The 16728-nt window shown below is 65.0% G+C and carries 13 protein-coding genes and 1 pseudogene; 6 read left to right on the top strand and 8 right to left on the bottom strand.

What is annotated here, in order from left to right:
- Both Q0R27_RS00645 and sucC read right to left on the bottom strand, forming a co-directional pair.
- Nucleotides 1-162: pseudogene (locus Q0R27_RS00645) on the bottom strand (electron transfer flavoprotein subunit beta/FixA family protein); the annotation flags it as partial.
- Nucleotides 163-301: 139 nt separating this feature from the next.
- Nucleotides 302-1501 carry an ADP-forming succinate--CoA ligase subunit beta gene (gene sucC / locus Q0R27_RS00640; RefSeq protein ID WP_293940138.1) on the bottom strand — a complete coding sequence of 400 codons (1200 nt, stop codon included), beginning with the start codon at nucleotides 1499-1501 and terminating at the stop codon, nucleotides 302-304.
- Between the two features lie 98 nt (nucleotides 1502-1599).
- Between sucC and dinB the strand changes: the two genes are divergently transcribed.
- The 4 genes from dinB to Q0R27_RS00620 all read left to right on the top strand — a co-directional run bounded on the left by dinB (nucleotide 1600) and on the right by Q0R27_RS00620 (nucleotide 4974).
- A complete protein-coding gene (gene dinB, locus Q0R27_RS00635; RefSeq protein ID WP_293940136.1) occupies nucleotides 1600-2679 on the top strand; it encodes a DNA polymerase IV in 1080 nt (359 codons plus the stop codon).
- 172 nt (nucleotides 2680-2851) lie between these two features.
- Nucleotides 2852-3388, top strand: a complete 537-nt coding sequence (locus Q0R27_RS00630) for a CarD family transcriptional regulator (RefSeq protein ID WP_293940134.1) — start codon at nucleotides 2852-2854, stop codon at nucleotides 3386-3388.
- A gap of 112 nt (nucleotides 3389-3500) precedes the next feature.
- The gene (locus Q0R27_RS00625) at nucleotides 3501-4220 is read left to right on the top strand and encodes a head GIN domain-containing protein (RefSeq protein WP_293940132.1); all 720 of its coding nucleotides are present in this window, start codon (nucleotides 3501-3503) and stop codon (nucleotides 4218-4220) included.
- Between the two features lie 46 nt (nucleotides 4221-4266).
- Nucleotides 4267-4974, top strand: coding sequence for a DUF2807 domain-containing protein (locus Q0R27_RS00620; protein ID WP_293940130.1), 708 nt, complete (start codon nucleotides 4267-4269; stop codon nucleotides 4972-4974).
- 79 nt (nucleotides 4975-5053) lie between these two features.
- On the opposite strand, the gene Q0R27_RS00615 is transcribed toward Q0R27_RS00620, so the two are convergent.
- The 3 genes from Q0R27_RS00615 to mgtE form a co-directional block, all read right to left on the bottom strand.
- Complete coding sequence (locus Q0R27_RS00615; protein ID WP_293940128.1) at nucleotides 5054-5581, bottom strand: DUF4402 domain-containing protein; 528 nt, start codon at nucleotides 5579-5581, stop codon at nucleotides 5054-5056.
- 141 nt (nucleotides 5582-5722) lie between these two features.
- Entirely contained in the window at nucleotides 5723-6142 is a 420-nt protein-coding gene (locus Q0R27_RS00610; protein WP_293940126.1) for a DUF1489 family protein, read from the bottom strand.
- A 28-nt stretch (nucleotides 6143-6170) separates the two neighbouring features.
- Nucleotides 6171-7607 (bottom strand): magnesium transporter, encoded by a 1437-nt coding sequence (gene mgtE, locus Q0R27_RS00605; protein ID WP_293940124.1) that lies wholly within the window; start codon nucleotides 7605-7607, stop codon nucleotides 6171-6173.
- Nucleotides 7608-7739: 132 nt separating this feature from the next.
- On the opposite strand from mgtE, the gene Q0R27_RS00600 reads away from it, so the two are divergent.
- Both Q0R27_RS00600 and Q0R27_RS00595 read left to right on the top strand, forming a co-directional pair.
- Nucleotides 7740-8195, top strand: coding sequence for a peptidylprolyl isomerase (locus tag Q0R27_RS00600; RefSeq protein WP_293940122.1), 456 nt, complete (start codon nucleotides 7740-7742; stop codon nucleotides 8193-8195).
- A gap of 22 nt (nucleotides 8196-8217) precedes the next feature.
- The gene (locus Q0R27_RS00595) at nucleotides 8218-8973 is read left to right on the top strand and encodes an SDR family oxidoreductase (protein ID WP_293940120.1); all 756 of its coding nucleotides are present in this window, start codon (nucleotides 8218-8220) and stop codon (nucleotides 8971-8973) included.
- Between the two features lie 331 nt (nucleotides 8974-9304).
- Here Q0R27_RS00595 and Q0R27_RS00590 read toward each other — a convergent pair whose 3' ends face one another.
- The 3 genes from Q0R27_RS00590 to gltB form a co-directional block, all read right to left on the bottom strand.
- Entirely contained in the window at nucleotides 9305-10540 is a 1236-nt protein-coding gene (locus Q0R27_RS00590) for a porin (RefSeq protein WP_293940118.1), read from the bottom strand.
- A 124-nt stretch (nucleotides 10541-10664) separates the two neighbouring features.
- On the bottom strand, nucleotides 10665-12026 hold the full coding sequence (locus Q0R27_RS00585; protein ID WP_293940116.1) for a glutamate synthase subunit beta: 1362 nt from the start codon (nucleotides 12024-12026) through the stop codon (nucleotides 10665-10667).
- Entirely contained in the window at nucleotides 12023-16498 is a 4476-nt protein-coding gene (gene gltB / locus Q0R27_RS00580) for a glutamate synthase large subunit (RefSeq protein ID WP_293940115.1), read from the bottom strand. Before gltB ends, Q0R27_RS00585 begins: the two co-directional genes overlap by 4 nt.
- Nucleotides 16499-16728 lie beyond the last annotated feature (230 nt).

The following is a 16728-nucleotide window of genomic DNA, read 5'->3' as shown; positions in this document are numbered from 1 at the left end:
AGCGCCTTTCTCCTTGAGGCGAATGGCTTCCTCGACCGCGATTTCGTCGAACGGGTTCATGCTCATTTTGACGTTGGCGAGATCGACCCCGCTGCCGTCCATCTTGACCCGCGGCTTGACGTTATAATCGATCACCCGTTTGACCGCGACGAGGAGTTTCATCTGACATCCTTCTTTGCTCGGCACGTCCTTCGATACGGGCCTTCGACTTCGCTCAATCCCTACTCAGGATGAGCGGACAATACACATCCCGCTCATCCTGAGTAGCCGCGCTGCGGCGTATCAAAGGACGAACGGAAAACTACGCCGCAACTTTCACTTCCGCCACAATCTTGCGCGCGGCGTCGCCGAGGTCGTCGGCGCTGACGATCGGCAGGCCGCTATTGGCGAGAATCGCCTTGCCCTCGGCGACATTGGTGCCCTCGAGGCGAACCACCAGCGGCACCGAGATATTCACTTCGCGCGCCGCGGCGACGATGCCGTCGGCGATGATGTCGCACTTCATGATGCCGCCGAAAATGTTGACCAATATGCCCTTCACTGCTGGGTCGGAGAGGATGATCTTGAACGCTGCGGTGACCTTCTCCTTCGACGCGCCGCCGCCGACGTCGAGGAAGTTGGCCGGGAAGGCGCCGTTCAATTTGATAATGTCCATTGTCGCCATCGCCAGGCCCGCGCCATTGACCATGCAGCCGATGTCGCCGTCCAACTTGATATAGGCGAGGTCGTACTTCGATGCCTCGATCTCGGCCGGATCCTCTTCGGTAAGGTCGCGCAGCTCGGCGAGATCCTTGTGGCGGAACATCGCATTGCCGTCGAACGCCACCTTGGCGTCAAGCACCAGCAGCTTGCCATCGGCCGACACTGCCAGCGGGTTGATCTCGATCTGCTCGGCGTCGGTGGCGAGGAAAGTGTCGTACAGCTTCGACGCGACATTGGTCGCCTGCCTGGCGAGGTCGCCGGTCAGCCCGAGCGCCGCCGCCACCGAACGCCCGTGGTGCGGCATGAACCCGGTTGCCGGGTCGATCGTGATGGTGTGAATTTTCTCTGGCGAGTCATGCGCGACGGTCTCGATGTCCATTCCGCCCTCGGTCGAGGCAACCATCGCCACGCGTCCAGAGTCGCGGTCGACCAGGAGTGCGAGGTAGAACTCTTTCGCGATATCGACGCCGTCGGTGATGTAGAGCCGCTGGACCTGTTTGCCCGCCTCGCCGGTCTGGATCGTGACCAGCGTCTTGCCGAGCATCTCCTCGGCGTGGGCGCGCACTTCCTCGATCGACTTCGCCAGCCGAACGCCGCCCTTGGCATCGGGACCGAGTTCGACGAACTTGCCCTTGCCGCGCCCGCCGGCGTGGATCTGCGCCTTGACCACCCACAGCGGTCCGGGCAGCTGCTTGGCTGCCGCGACGGCCTCGTCGGGGGTCATCGCGGCATGGCCGGCGGGGACGGGGACGCCGTACTTCGCGAGCAATTCCTTGGCCTGGTATTCGTGAATATTCATCTGCGCTTCCGGGATGGCGAGGTTTGCGGCCCTAAAGCATGAGTCGGCGCGCAAGGAAAGTATTCCACGCCGCCCCCGCTCCGGATAAGGAACGAGGCGTGAACGCTGCGCCGCCCCTCCGCAAGATCATCCATGTCGACATGGACGCCTTCTACGCCTCGGTCGAGCAGCGTGACGATCCTGCACTTCGCGGCAAACCGGTTGCGGTCGGCGGCGGGCATCGCGGGGTGGTCGCGGCGGCGTCGTACGAGGCGCGCGTGTTCGGGGTGCGCTCGGCGATGCCCTCGGTCACCGCCAGTCGCAAATGCCCCGACCTGGTCTTCGTGAAGCCACGCTTCGACGCCTATCGCGCGGTTTCGAACCAAATTCGTGCGATCTTCGCTGATTATACCGAGCAGATCGAGCCGTTGAGCCTCGATGAGGCGTATCTCGACGTCACCGAAGATATTCGCGGGCTCGGCACCGCACGCGCCATCGCCGAGGAGATTCGCGCCCGCATCCGTGCCGAGACCGGGCTGACCGCCTCGGCCGGCGTGTCTTACTGCAAGTTCATCGCCAAGCTCGCCTCGGACCACAACAAGCCCGACGGAATCTGCGTCATCGCGCCCGATCGCGGCGCCGCGTTCGTCGCGACGCTGCCGGTCAAACGCTTTCATGGCGTCGGGCCGGTCACTGCGGCGAAGATGGAGCGGCTCGGCATTCACACCGGAGCCGATCTCGCGACCTGGTCGCTGCCCGAGCTCGAGGCGCATTTTGGTTCGTCCGGAGGCTGGTACTGGCGGATCGCGCGGGGCATCGACGATCGCCCGGTGCGCGCCCACCGCGACGCGAAATCGGTCAGCGCCGAGCGGACCTTCGACGAGGATCTGTCCGATCCGGCGGCGCTCGCCGAGCAGCTCGACCGTGTCGCCGCGCTCGCCTGGCAGCGGATCGAACGCAGCGGTTCCGCCGGGCGGACGGTGACGCTCAAGGTCAAGTTCGCCGACTTCGCCATGATCAGCCGGTCGAAGAGTTTTGTCCTGCCGATTACCGATCATGCAGCGTTCGCCGCGGCTGGGCAAAGTCTGCTGCGGGCGCTGATCCCTGTTCCAAAGGGGATCCGCCTGCTCGGCCTCGGGGTGCATTCGATCGTCAGCGCGGAAGATCGCGCTCCGCTGCAGCTCGGACTGGCAATATGAAGAAGTTTATGTTACATAGTGACGACGAGCCGCCGCGCCCTGCGGAGGCCACATCTGCTGGACCAAGCACGGACAGGCAAGCCGCGACTGCGGGTCGTTACTTGGGGGCGATGCGGTTGCGTACGGCTGGCCTGTCAGCATCTAAGGTCCGAATTGGTAGGAAGGTGAACGAATGGCTGCGAAAGCGCTTAGCTTCGATGTTGGCGATTATGTGGTTTACCCCAAGCATGGCGTAGGACGTGTAGTTGAACTCCAGAACACCGAGATCGCCGGCATGCGCCTCGACCTCTATGTGCTGCGTTTCGAAAAAGAGCGGATGACGCTCCGCGTTCCAGTCGGAAAAGCCGACGCGGTCGGCATGCGCAAGCTTTCGTCGGACAAGACGATGAAGGACGCGCTCGAGACGCTCAAGGGCAAGCCCCGGGTCAAGCGGACCATGTGGTCGCGCCGCGCGCAGGAATATGAGGCTAAGATTAATTCGGGCGACCTGACGTCGATTGCCGAAGTGACCCGCGACCTGTTCCGCGCCGACGACCAGCCCGAGCAGAGCTATTCGGAACGGCAGATCTTCGAAGCGGCGTCCTCACGCCTGGCGCGCGAGCTGGCGGCGATGGAGCAGGTCGACGAACCGACTGCGCTGAAGCAGATCCTCGAGATCCTCAACGCCGCCGCATCGATCCACAACAAGGCGAAGGAATTGGCGGCGTAACGCAGCCTGTTCTGAACCCACAGGGGGCGCGCCTGACGAAGGCGCGCCCTTTTTTGTGCTTGCGCCACGCAGTCCCACTGTATTATAGCGCCAATACACAGGGAGACAAACCATGCGCAGACTTTTCGTGACCGCCGTTTCCGCTATGACGCTCTCGCTGGCAGGCTGCGGCTTCTCCGCCCAAGCCGATAGCGGCCCGAAGGTCGACCGCAGCTATCAGGTCGCCGGTTTCACCGGGCTCGAGGTCGCCGGTCCCTATGACGTCACGGTCCACACCGGCGGCGTTCCCGGCGTTCACGCCATCGGCAGCGAGAAGGCGCTCGACGCAATGAAGGTCGAGGTCAAGGACGGCCGATTGCAGATCTCGACCGTTCCGCGCCGCGGTTTTAGCCTCGGCTGGCATAGCGGGCCGGTCAGCCTCGTCGTCACCGTTCCCATGCTTGATTCTGCGACGATCGCCGGATCGGGCGGGATCAATGTGGATAAGGTTTCCGTCGCGTCGTTCAGGGGAGAAATTGCCGGATCGGGCGATCTGAAGCTCGCCTCGGTCGACGCCGGTGACGTCACGCTGTCGATCGCCGGGTCGGGTGGTGTCCACGCTGCCGGCAAAGCAAAAAGCGTGAAGTATGAAATTGCCGGTTCGGGTGACATCGACGCCGCTTCACTCAAGGCGGAGACGGCCGACATCTCGATCGCGGGATCGGGCAACATCAAGGGCCACGCCACCGCCAATGCCTCGATCGAGATGATGGGGTCGGGCGATATCGCGCTCACTGGCGGCGCCAAGTGCACCATCTCCAAGCACGGATCAGGCGACATTCGCTGTTCCTGATGCCGACGCACACGGTTCGTTAACCATGTGCGGCGAGGATAGGGTCATGCGCATTCCCTTCCTCGCCGCCGCCCTGCTTGCCACCATGACCGCGAGCCTCGCCTCGCCCGCTGGCGCGGCGACCCGCAATTACTCGGTCACCTCGTTCGACCGGATCAGGGTCGACGGAGCCTTCAGGGTCAGCCTCGCCACGGGCGTCGCACCCTTCGCCCGCGCGACCGGTTCATCCGAGGCGCTCGACGCCCTCGCCATCGGGGTCGAAGGCCGCACCCTTGTCGTCCACGTCAATCGCAGTGCGTGGGGCGGATATTCAGGCCGATCCGCCGACCCCATCGAAATCAGCCTTGGCACACATGATCTGACCTCCGCCTGGCTGAACGGCTCGGGTAGCATTGCGATCGACTCGGTCAAGGGCCTGACCTTCGACCTGTCGGTCCAGGGTTCGGGCGCGGCAAGCATCGAGCGGGTCGCGGTCGACCAGTTCAAGCTCGCCATGGCCGGTGCCGCTTCTGCCAGACTTGCCGGCGCCGCCCCCCGCCTGACGGCCACGATCCGCGGCAGTTCGTCGCTCGATGCCAGCGGTCTCGCGGTGAAGGACGCCACGATCGGCGCCGACGGTCCGGCGATCGCCAAGCTATCCATCAGCAATACCGCGAAAGTCGATGCCCTCGGCACGGCGACCGTCACCCTGGCTGGCGCCCCTTCCTGCGTCGTCAGGACCCAGGGGTCGGCAACCGTCTCGGGCTGCCGCTGAATCGCCACGACCGGCGCAAAAAGGGCGGTCGCACGGCCCAGGCCGGCAACCGCCCCCTTCTGGTCGTTCTTAACGCGTATTATTGGTAGTTGGCGGTCAGGTTGAACGTTGCGGTGTAAAGCCCGTTCGGCTGGTTGGCGGCGATGGCGAAGACACCACCGACACCGACCGTGAAGGCCGACGTCGCGTCGATCGTCCGAAGTAGCGAACCGCCCTGGTCGAGCGACAAGCCGGTGACCACGAGCGTATCGGCAGGGTTCGCTGTGCTGGTCATCAGAGCCGGCGCCGACAGGGTCAGCGCGACCGGCTGGGCGACCGTGCCCGCACCCTGGAACACGCCGCGGTTGCCCGGATAGGTCGGAACACCGATGACGCCGCCGACCGTTGATCGGGCGCCGGTATCGGCATTGATCGTGACCGTGCCGGCCGCCGCGCTGCCGATGACGGTGCCGAAGTCGAGATCGCTGGTCTTGGTCAGCGTAAGTGGTTGGAGGACCACCCCGAGGACCTGCGCGGAAGCTTGCGCCGTACCGGGCGCTGCGACGGCCGGAGTGGCGGCGGCGAGTGTAGCGGCGGCAAGCGCCGACAGGCTTAGAATCAGTCGCATCTGGTTTGTTCCCCACGAACTTGTTTCGAGAATGCGGCTCTTGGCGCGGCGGGCCTCAAGACGAGGTCAAGGGACGTGGTTCGTAAAATATACATCATGTTTGGTAGCCATGATTGGCGGAGCGTTGCGGCGCCGGGCGACCTACACCAGCGCCAGGGCAGCGAGTTTGCCGTAAAGCGCGGGCGGCAAGTCGGCGAGGCCGGTTTCATCGATTAGCCCCGGATCGGGCACCTCGCCCTCGTCTAGATAGCGCCAGCCCTGGTGGGCGCGTTTGGGACGGGCGGGGAGCCGGATGAACTGGTCGCGACAGACGATGTCGATTCGCCCGTCGCTGCGGTCGTCGAAGCGGATGATCTCGATGCAGCCGACGATGCGGTGCTTGACGATCCAGTGGAGCGATCCGCCGATCAGTTCGGGCATTCGCTTGGGCCGCATCCGCGTCGGCACCTTGATCTCGCCCCCGTGCGACCGGCGGGCGAGGCGATTCTGCAGCGCCTCAATGCTCGCGCAGCCGACCGCGACCTTGGTGAGATGAAGGGGCACGCTGTCGAGATGGGGCACTGCTCCCCTCCCTGCAAGGGAGGGGAGACTAGCCCGCCAACCCTGCGAGCGACGCAAGCCCGAGGAAGCTGAAAAAGCCCATCACGTCGGTCGCCATCGTCACGAATACCGCTGACGACACGGCCGGATCGATCCGCGCCTTCTCGAGCGCGAGCGGCACGAGGATTCCCGACAGTCCGGCGACGAGATTGTTGATGATCATCGCCGCCCCCATGACGAGCCCGAGCGGAACGTTGTGGTAGATGAGAATCGTTCCGCCGCCGGTGATCAGCGCCAGGACGAGCCCATTGGTGAGCGCGATCACGAGTTCGCGCCGCACCATCCGCACCGTGTTCGAACTGGTCAACTGGTTGGTCGCCAGCGCGCGCACGACAACCGCCAGAGTCTGGGTCCCCGCGTTTCCGCCCATGCCCGAGATGATCCCCATCAGCACGGCCAGCACCGCAAGCTTCGAGATCTCCGCCTCGAACCCGCCGACCACCGCTGCGGCGAGGATTGCGGTGCCGAGGTTGATCACCAACCACGTCAACCGCGTGCGGATCGTCATCGCGATCGGCTCGTTGATGTCGCCGTCGCCAGCGCCGGACAGCAGCAGGACGTCCTCGCCGGCTTCTTCCTGGATGATGTGGACGATGTCGTCGACCGTGATCATCCCGACCAGCCGCCCGTTGGGATCGACCACGGCGGCCGAGATCAGCGCATATTTCTGGAAGCGCAGCGCGACTTCCTCCTGATCCATCTCGACCGGGATCAGCGTCTGGTCGTCAACCATGATATCGGCGACGCGGACTTTGCGGGGGGAGCGGAGCAGGGTCGACAGCTTGCATGTCCCCACCGGGCGGTGGGTTGGAGACACGACGAACACTTCCCAGAAATCGGTTGTCAGTTCGTCGCCTGAGCGGAGATAGTCGATGACCTGGCCGACGGTCCAATGCTCGGGCACCGCGATCAGGTCGCGTTGCATCAGGCGGCCGGCGGACTCTTCGGGGAAGCTCAGCGCCTGTTCGATCGCCGCGCGATCGTCGGGCTCCATCGCGCGCAACACCGCGCGCTGCTCGTCGTCCTCGAGGTCCTCGATCAGCGCCACCGCGTCGTCGGTGTCGAGCTGGCCGGCGAAGTCGGCGAGCTGCTGCGGACCCATCTCGTCAAGCAGGGTCTCGCGGACATGCTCGTTCATCTCGGCCAGCACGTCGGCGTCGACGATCCCGGCCAGCGCCGCGACCAGCCCGTCGCGCTCGTCGCCGCGTGCAAGCTCGATCAGATCGGCGACATCGGCCGGGTGGAGCGGCCCGACCAGCGCGCGTGCGGTCTCGTTGTCGCCCGCCGCGACTGCATCGAGCACCTTGGCGACGAACTTCGGCTTGAGCCGGTCCTCGCGGTCCATGATGTTCGAATCGGCCGGATCGACTTCAGGCGACGCCGCGGGCGAGGCCGGTTCGGCGGTCGGGAATTTGCGCTCGCTCATCCGCTGCTCCCCTGGCCATGCGACGGTGTCTGCTCTCTGTGGCTGCTCTCTATGGCCGCCTCGGCACTGGCGCAAGGCGCGCGCGCCGCCTACATCGCCGCCGCACCCTGTTTATTCCCGGAGACCCGAACCATGGCTGACGCCAACACGCTGACCCTTTCCCTTTCGAGCGGCGGCGACGTCGTCATCAAGCTGCGCCCCGATCTCGCGCCTGGCCACGTCGAGCGGATCGCCGGGCTCGCCCGCGAGGGTTTCTATGACGGGGTCGTGTTTCACCGCGTCATCCCCGGCTTCATGGCACAGGGCGGCGACCCGACCGGCACCGGGATGAGCGGCAGCAAGCAGCCCGACATCAAGGCCGAGTTCAGCGCCGAGCCGCACGTCCGCGGGACCTGCTCGATGGCGCGCACCGCCAATCCGGACAGCGCCAACAGCCAGTTCTTTATCTGCTTCGACGACGCCCGCTTCCTCGACAAGCAATATACCGTGTGGGGCAATGTCGAGAGCGGCATGGAGCATGTCGACGCGCTGCCCAAGGGCGAACCGCCGCGCGAGCCGGGCAAGATCGTCACGGCCACGGTCGCCTGATCCGCGCTTCGTGGGACTTCGCATGACACCCGTCGCCCTCATTACCGGCGCGTCGGCCGGGCTGGGTGTCGACTTCGCCCGACAGCTGGCGGCCAAGGGCTATCGGCTGGTGCTCGTCGCGCGGCGCAAGGATCGGCTCGATGCGCTGGCGGGCGAGCTCGGCCATGCCCGCGCGGTTGCCTGCGACCTTGGCGCGCCGGGCGCGGTGGCCGAGCTGATGGCCGATATCAAGGCGGCGGGCGAGACTGTTTCGCTGCTGGTCAACAACGCCGGATTCGGCCTCGGCGGCAAGTTCGCGAGGCTCGACGGCGCGCGCCAGCGGTCGATGATCGACCTCAACTGCGGCGCGCTGACTGAACTCGCCCACGCCGTCCTGCCCGACATGCTGGCGAAGAGAAAGGGCGCGATCCTCAATGTCGCTTCTACCGCCGCCTTCCAGCCCGGGCCTGGCATGGCGGTCTATTTCGCGACCAAGGCGTTCGTGCTGTCGTTCAGCGAGGCGCTTCACGAGGAACTCAAGGGCGAGGGCATTACCGTCACCGCTTTGTGTCCCGGTCCGACCGCGACCGAGTTCGGCGAGGTCGCGGGCTTCGCTAGCGGGAGTGGCTTCGAGAACATCGCCGCACGGTCATCGGACGTGGTCCGGGCCGGCCTGGAGGCGTTGGAAGCGCGCAAGGCGATCGTCATTCCCGGCCTCGTCAACAAGGCCGGGGCGCAGGGCCACCGCCTTCTGCCGCGGTCGTGGCTCCGCCGGATCGCCGGCTCGATGAAGATGTAGGTAGCAAAAACGATGAAATGTGAGGAATTCGCACTTGCAACATTAATGGTGCGATGCGATATAAACCTTGCCTTTCGAGGCATCCTCTCCTGAAAACTTTCAAAAGGCCGGGTGGCAACGCCCGGCCTCTTTTTTGTCCCGCGCCCTCCGCAGGCTTGTCGCAGGATGCAGCAAAACGCTCGCAGACCGAGGCCTGCGGGCGCGATTGTCTTGGCTGCCTGAAGGAAATCGAGACCCGCGCACATCTCGTAACACTTGCCGTTGAGCAGATTCGACCTTCCTCCGCTCCCCGCGACAACGTTAACTTGCCGCGGGGGCCGAGGCCGATGTTTCAGAAAGTCAGCACGACATCGGTCGCGAGGGTCAACTGATGCTTTCGCGTGCCTGCGGCAAACGGCGTTGTGTCATTCAGCGACCGATCATAGCGAATTTCGGGGCGAACCAAAATTCCGCCAAGAGGCTTGGGCACCGTTGGCTTGAAGTTTACCCCCAACGTCAGCGCTCCGTAGGTTGTCTTCCCCCCACTAATCACAGTCGCGGGCCTGCCCTTCTCGGCATTCACAAAATCCATGTTCCCGGGGAATGCCGCGACAAAGAACGCGTTGCTGTCCCGCCAGACTTCACCTCGGATACCCACGCCTACTTGGTCATTGACTGCGTAGGTCAGATATTGCGCAATGCCGCCACCGGACGCGTTGAAACCGTCATCTCGAATATAGTTAAAGTCGGTCGTCGACGTAAGCTTCGGAGTGACTTTCCAGATGACGGTCATGTCATTGAGATAACGAAGATCATGGTTAGGCCGCACACCTGGGGTGCCCCTGGGAATCTCCGGTCCGATGCTTGTGGTCGCGGCGATCGTAAGCGCACCGCCAAGGAGATTCAGGCCGACCCCCCCGTGCAACGAGGGCGAGCCGTTATTGTCTCCGCGACCCAGTGTTGTGTTCACGCCGGAAGTAACGCCGGCGTAGATATCCAGGCTCTTACTGGCATGGACGGTTGCAAGAACACCAGTGTGCTTGAATGGTATACCGAAGTTAAAGATATACGAGTGGGAATAAAAGAAATTACTTGAGGCCGGAATGACTTCGGCGCCTTCCAAGGTGACGAACTGCCCAGCTTTCACGTCGATACCGCCAGCGGTAAGCACCGGCAGATGCGTCTGAACGAAGGCCTCGACAACGTCGAACTGAGTCCGACGTTTGGTCACCCGGTCCAGTTCCCCGAGAAAGTGGGTGTAACGGGCATCTGAACCGTACATTCCTTGCACCTTGAATCCGACATCGATCGCTGAGGAGCCGGAATCAATCGGGCGTTCGACGGTAAGCAGGGTCTGGTTGAGAAGCAGCCTATTGTTACGATCTGTGAATAGATGACCGAAATTGATTCCGTCGGGCGGCCTTTTGCTGCTGTGTGTATAACCCGCCTCCACGGATCCCGACAGTTTGATCGAGTCCGACCAGCTTTTTGGTGGCGGACTCGCCTCGGCCGTCTCCGCGCCCGCGGCTGGCGCGGACAGCGCGCACAGCTGAACCAGCGTCGCCGCGCCCAAAATCATTTTTTTCATTTTAGTCCCCCGAAAAGTTGCCTTTCTCCCGGGCCGGACATTCCACTTCTATTTGATCGAGCGGCTTTCCGAGCTTCAGCCGTTGTGGGTGTTTTTGCTGCGCCGCACAATGGGATCCCGTGGCCTAGATGGCCTTTGGGGACGTCAAATGTTCACCGACCCGCTTGGCGCACTCGCGTCCTTCTCGGATGGCCCACACGACAAGCGACTGTCCGCGACGCATGTCGCCACACGCGAAGACGTTTTCGCGGCTGGTATTGTACGATTGGCGGTCGATGATGGCACCGGCCTTGCCGACCACGCCATCCGCCGGCGAACCGAGGAAACCCATCGCCAGCAGGACGAGATCGGCGGCCATGGTGACCGCCTCGCCGTCGCGCTCGACGATCAAGGAACGGACCTCTCCGCCTTCCGCGATCGCGTCGCGCGTGGCGGCAGAAAACATTCGCTCTACCCCCTCTTCCTGAGAGGTCGAGGTGCGCAGCTTCAACGGCCAGTGCGGCCAGACGAGCGGCTGGTTCTCGCGCACCGGCGGCTCGGGCATGATCTCCAGCTGGACGACCGACGCCGCGCCTTGGCGATTCGATGTGCCGATACAGTCGGAACCGGTATCGCCCCCGCCGATCACCACGACATGCTTGCCCGTCGCGATGATCTCCTCGCCCTCGATCGGCAGCCCGGCCTGGCGCCGGTTCGACTGGGTGAGGAAATCCATCGCGAAGTGGATGTTGCTCGCGCCGCGGTTGGGAATGTCGAGGTCGCGCGGCCATTCCGCCCCGCCCGCCAGCACCATCACATCATAATCGTCGAGCAGCCGGTCGACCGAGACGGTCACGCCGATCTCCATGTTCGGCCGGAAGATGACCCCTTCGGCCTCCATCTGGGCGATCCGCCGGTCGATCAGCGCTCGGTCCATCTTGAAATCGGGAATGCCGTAGCGGAGCTGCCCGCCGATGCGGTCGTTCTTCTCGAAGACCGTCGGCGCATGCCCCATCCGCGCCAGCTGTTGCGCGCAGGCGAGCCCGGCGGGGCCCGAACCCACGATCGCGATTCGTTTGCCGGTCCCGCGCGGTGCGACCTGCGGGGTGATCCAGCCTTCCTCCCACGCCTTGTCGACGATCGCGCATTCGATTGTCTTGATCGTCACCGGCGCGTCGTCGAGGTTGAGCGTGCACGCCGCCTCGCATGGCGCCGGGCAGATCCGGCCGGTGAATTCGGGGAAGTTGTTGGTGCGGTGCAGCCGCTCGCTCGCCGCGCGCCAATCCTGCTCGCTGACCAGGCTGTTCCAGTCGGGGATGAGGTTCCCGACCGGGCAGGCGGTGTGGCAAAACGGCACGCCGCAATCCATGCAGCGGTTGGCCTGCGTCGCCACCTCGCTCGCCGGCAAAGGCAGCACATATTCGCGCCAGTCCTTCAATCGCTCGGCGACCGGGCGGGCCGCGCGGTCGTGGCGCTCGATGGTCAGAAAGCCGGTGGGGTCGGTCATGCCGCGAGATCCTGCTTGGCCGACAGCGCCTCGAGCGCCCGGCGGTAATCGACCGGCATGACGAGCAGGAATTTGCCCAATGCCCGGTCCCAATCGCCGAGCAACGCGGTGGCGCGTTCGCTGCCGGTGCGCGCGCGATGCGCCTCGACCAGAGTTTTCAGTTGCGCCGGATCCTCGACCGGCCCGACCGTCACGCTCGCCATGTTGCACTGCTCGGCAAAGCAGCCGTCGGCGTCGTGGACCAGCGCGATCCCGCCCGACATGCCGGCGGCGAAGTTGCGCCCGACCTTGCCCAGCACGACCACCATTCCGCCGGTCATATATTCGCAGCCATGGTCGCCGATTCCCTCGACCACCGCGGTCGCGCCCGAGTTGCGCACCGCGAACCGCTCGCCGGCGACGCCGTTGAAATAGGCCTCGCCCGAGGTCGCGCCATACAGGCAGGTGTTGCCGACGATGATGTTGTCGGCCGCCGTACGCGGCATGCCGTCTGGCTGGCGGACGATGATCCTGCCGCCCGACAGTCCCTTGCCGGCATAGTCGTTGGCGTCGCCCGACACTTCGATCGTGATCCCGTCGACCAGGAACGCGCCGAGACTTTGGCCGGCCGAACCCGACAATTTGACCGTCAGGCTATCGTCGGCCAACCGCTCCGTGCCCATCCGCCGGACCATCTCGCCCGACGCCGCGGCGCCGACCGTGCGGTCGTTATTGCCGACGTGAAGCTCGATCGTCGCCGGCAGCGGACCGCCGAGCGCCTCGATCATCGCCGCGTCGATCCGCTTGGGCTCGCGCACCTTGAGCGGTTCGCGCACCGGCATCCCGCCTTCGGGCTGGAACAGCAGCGCGTCGAGATCGACGTCGTGCGCCTTCCAATGGTCGAAGCCACGGTCCGACCGCGCGAGGAGATCGGTCCGCCCGACCGCCTCGGCGATGCCGCGCAGGCCGAGCGAGGCGAGCAGCTCGCGCAATTCCTCGGCGACAAAATACAGGTAATTGACGACATGCTCGGGCGTGCCGGTGAACCGCGCGCGAAGCACCGGGTCCTGCGTCGCAATGCCGACCGGACAGGTGTTCAGATGGCATTTGCGCATCATGATGCAGCCCGCCGCGATCAACGGCGCGGTCGCGAACCCATATTCGTCCGCACCGAGCAAGGCCGCAACCAGCACGTCACGCCCGGTGCGCAGCCCGCCGTCGGCCTGGACCGTGATCCGACCGCGCAGGCCATTGAGCAGCAGTGTCTGGTGGGTTTCGGCCAGTCCGATTTCCCACGGCAACCCGGCATGGGTCAGCGACGTCAGCGGCGACGCGCCGGTACCGCCTTCGTAACCGGAAATGGTGATGTGGTCGGCGCGGCACTTGGCGACACCGGCGGCGACCGTCCCGACCCCGGTCTCGGACACCAGCTTGACTGACAGCCGCGCGGTCGGATTGACCGAGCCCAAATCATGAAGCAGCTGCGCCAGGTCCTCGATCGAATAGATGTCGTGGTGCGGCGGCGGCGAAATCAGCCCGACCCCGGGGGTCGAATGGCGTACCGCGGCGATCGCGGCGTCGACCTTGTATCCGGGCAACTGTCCACCCTCACCGGGCTTGGCACCCTGCGCGATCTTGATCTGCAGTTCGTCGGCTTCGACGAGGTAGCTGGTCGTGACCCCGAACCGTCCCGATGCGATCTGCTTGATCGCCGAGCGCTCGCTGTCGCCATCCGCCAGCCGCACCGCGCGCGCCGCTTCCTCGCCGCCTTCGCCGGTGTTCGACTTGCCGCCGATGCGGTTCATCGCCTTCGCCAGCGTGGTATGCGCCTCGCGGCTGATCGATCCGAAGCTCATTGCCCCGGTCGCGAAGCGCCGCACGATCGCGCTTACCGGCTCGACCTCGGAAACGTCGATCGCCGGTCCCGCCGCCTTGAATTCGAACAGCGATCGGATCGTCGGCAGGCGCGGGTCGCCGGCATCGATCTCGGCCGAGAAGGCGCGGAACTTGGCCGGGATATTGCCGCGCACCGCGTGCTGCAAATTGGCGATGCTGGTCAGCGTCCAGGCATGCGCCTCGCCGCCCTCGCGCTGGGCGTAGAGCCCGCCGAGGTCGAGCTGCTCGCCGCCGCTGGTCGCGAAGCGGTGGCGCCGGCCGCCCTCTTCCGCCAGCTCGGCCAGCCCGATCCCGCCGATCGGCGAGTTCGTGCCCGTGAAATAGCGTTCGATGAGCTTGGGCGAGATGCCGATGGCGTCGAAGATCTGCGCGCCGCAATAGGATTGGAAGGTCGAGATGCCCATCTTGGACATCACCTTGAGCATCCCCTTGCCGAGGCCCTTGATGTACTTTTCCTGGCCTTTGCCGCCGCGGTCGAGCGCGGCGATCGTGTCGAACGCCAGCCACGGGTTGATCGCCTCGGCGCCATAGCCGGCGAGCACGCACATATGGTGCACCTCGCGCGCTTCGCCGGTCTCGACGACCAGCCCGGCCTGCATCCTGAGGCCCTGGCGGATAAGCTGGTGATGGATAGCACCGGTTGCCAGCGCCGCCGGGATCGGCATGCGGTCGGCCGATGCCGCGCGGTCGGAGATGATGATCAGGTTCGCGTCGGCGAGGACTGCCTCGGTCGCTTCCCAGCACAGTCGCTGCAGCGCCGCCTCGAGCGCCTCGCCATTGCCCCCGGCAAGCCACGTCGCGTCGAGCGTGACCGTGCTGAACGCCCCGTCGAGGCTGTCCTTGATCGAGCGGATCTTCTCCAGTTCGGCATTGGTCAGGATCGGCTGGCTGACTTCCAGCCGCTTGTGATTGCCCGCCTCGAGCCCGAGCAGGTTCGGGCGCGGCCCGACCATCGACACCAGCGACATGACCAGGCTCTCGCGGATCGGGTCGATCGGCGGGTTGGTGACCTGCGCGAAATTCTGCTTGAAATAATCGTACAGCATGCGCGGCCGGTCGGACAGCACCGCCAGCGGCGTATCGGTCCCCATCGACCCAAGCGGATCGTCGCCGTCCCTGGCCATCGGCGCGAGGAAGAATTTCAGATCCTCCTCGGTGTAACCGAAGATCTTCTGCAGCTCGACCAGCCGCTCGGGCGGTGTTACCTGCGGCTCGGCCCCGGCGGGCAGTTCCTCGACCCGGAACTGGGTCTGGCGCAGCCATTCGCCATAGGGCTCGGCGTCGGCCAGCTTCGCCTTGATCTCCTCGTCCTCGACGATCCGTCCTTGCTCAAGGTCGATCAGCAGCATCCGCCCCGGCTGCAACCGGTGCTTCTTGACGATCCGCTCCTCGGCGATCGGCAGCACGCCGCTTTCCGACGCCATGATCACCCGGTCGTCGTCGGTGACGAGATAGCGCGCCGGCCGCAGCCCGTTGCGGTCGAGCGTCCCGCCGATCTGGCGCCCGTCGGTGAAGGCGACCGCCGCCGGCCCATCCCAAGGCTCCATCAGCGCAGCATGATATTCGTAGAAGGCGCGCCGCTTGGGCTCCATCGCGGCATTGCCGGCCCACGCCTCGGGGATCAGCAGCATCATCGCATGCGCCAGGCTGTACCCGCCCGCGACAAGCAGCTCGAGCGCATTGTCGAGGCACGCCGTGTCCGACTGGCCGTGCGGGATGATTGGCCACATCTTGTCGAGATCGGCGCCCAGCAGCGGCGATTCCAAGGTGCGCCGCCGCGCGTTCATCCAGTTGACGTTGCCGCGCAGCGTGTTGATCTCGCCATTATGCGCGATCAGCCGATAGGGGTGCGCCAGCCGCCACGACGGGAAGGTATTGGTCGAAAAGCGCTGGTGGACCAGCGCCAGCGCCGACACCGTCAGCGGGTTCGACAGGTCGTGATAAAAGCGCGCGATCTGCGCCGGCTGGAGCATGCCCTTGTAGACCAGGGTCCGGCTCGACATCGACGCAATGTAGAAATCCTTGAGCGCTGGCAGCGCCTTGCGTTGCGCGAGGTCGGCGAGCGGGTTCTGCGTCTGCTTGCGGATCGTCAGCAGCTTGCGTTCGAACGCATCCTGGTCGCGGACCGAGGGACCGCGCGCGATCACTGCCTGGCGGATCGCGGGCATCGATTCGCGAGCCGACGCGCCGATCGCGTCGAGGTCGATCGGCACCTCGCGCCAGCCGACGATGCGCTGGCCTTCCAGTTGGATGAAATGCTCGAGCCGGTCCATTGCCACCGCGCTCGCCGCATCGTCGCGCGGCAGGAAACACATCGCGACCGCATAATCGCCCGGTGGCGGCAGGTTGAGCGATGCGCCCGCGGCCCAGTCGCGGAACAGCGCGTCGGGCAGCTGGATCAGGCAGCCGGCGCCGTCGCCGACCTCGGGGTCCGCCGCGACGCCGCCGCGATGGACCAGGCTTTCGAGGATCTTGAGGCCATCGGCGACGATCGAATGCGACTTTTCGCCTTTCACATGGGCGATGAATCCCATGCCACAGGCGTCCCGCTCATTGGCGGGGTTGTAGAGCCCTTGGCGTGGCGGCAGGCCGTGCATCGTCGTTCCCGTCCTTAGCGAATCATGCCCATGCGTGATGACGGCCTCCCGTGGGATACCGCAGCATTACGCAAATGCAGCAAATCGCCCATTCGGCGCAAGACTTAATCGAAAACGGGATCCCGTTTGGCGATGCACTGAGCCGATCTCGCGACAGCGCGCGTGCAACGGCAAAATGGTGCCCAGGGACGGGTTCGAACCGCCGACACTGCGATTTTCAGCTGCAGTGT

The sequence above is a fragment of the Sphingomonas sp. genome, from assembly GCF_025362505.1.
Lineage (GTDB): Bacteria > Pseudomonadota > Alphaproteobacteria > Sphingomonadales > Sphingomonadaceae > Sphingomicrobium.
This window is presented reverse-complemented; position numbering and strand designations above follow the sequence as displayed.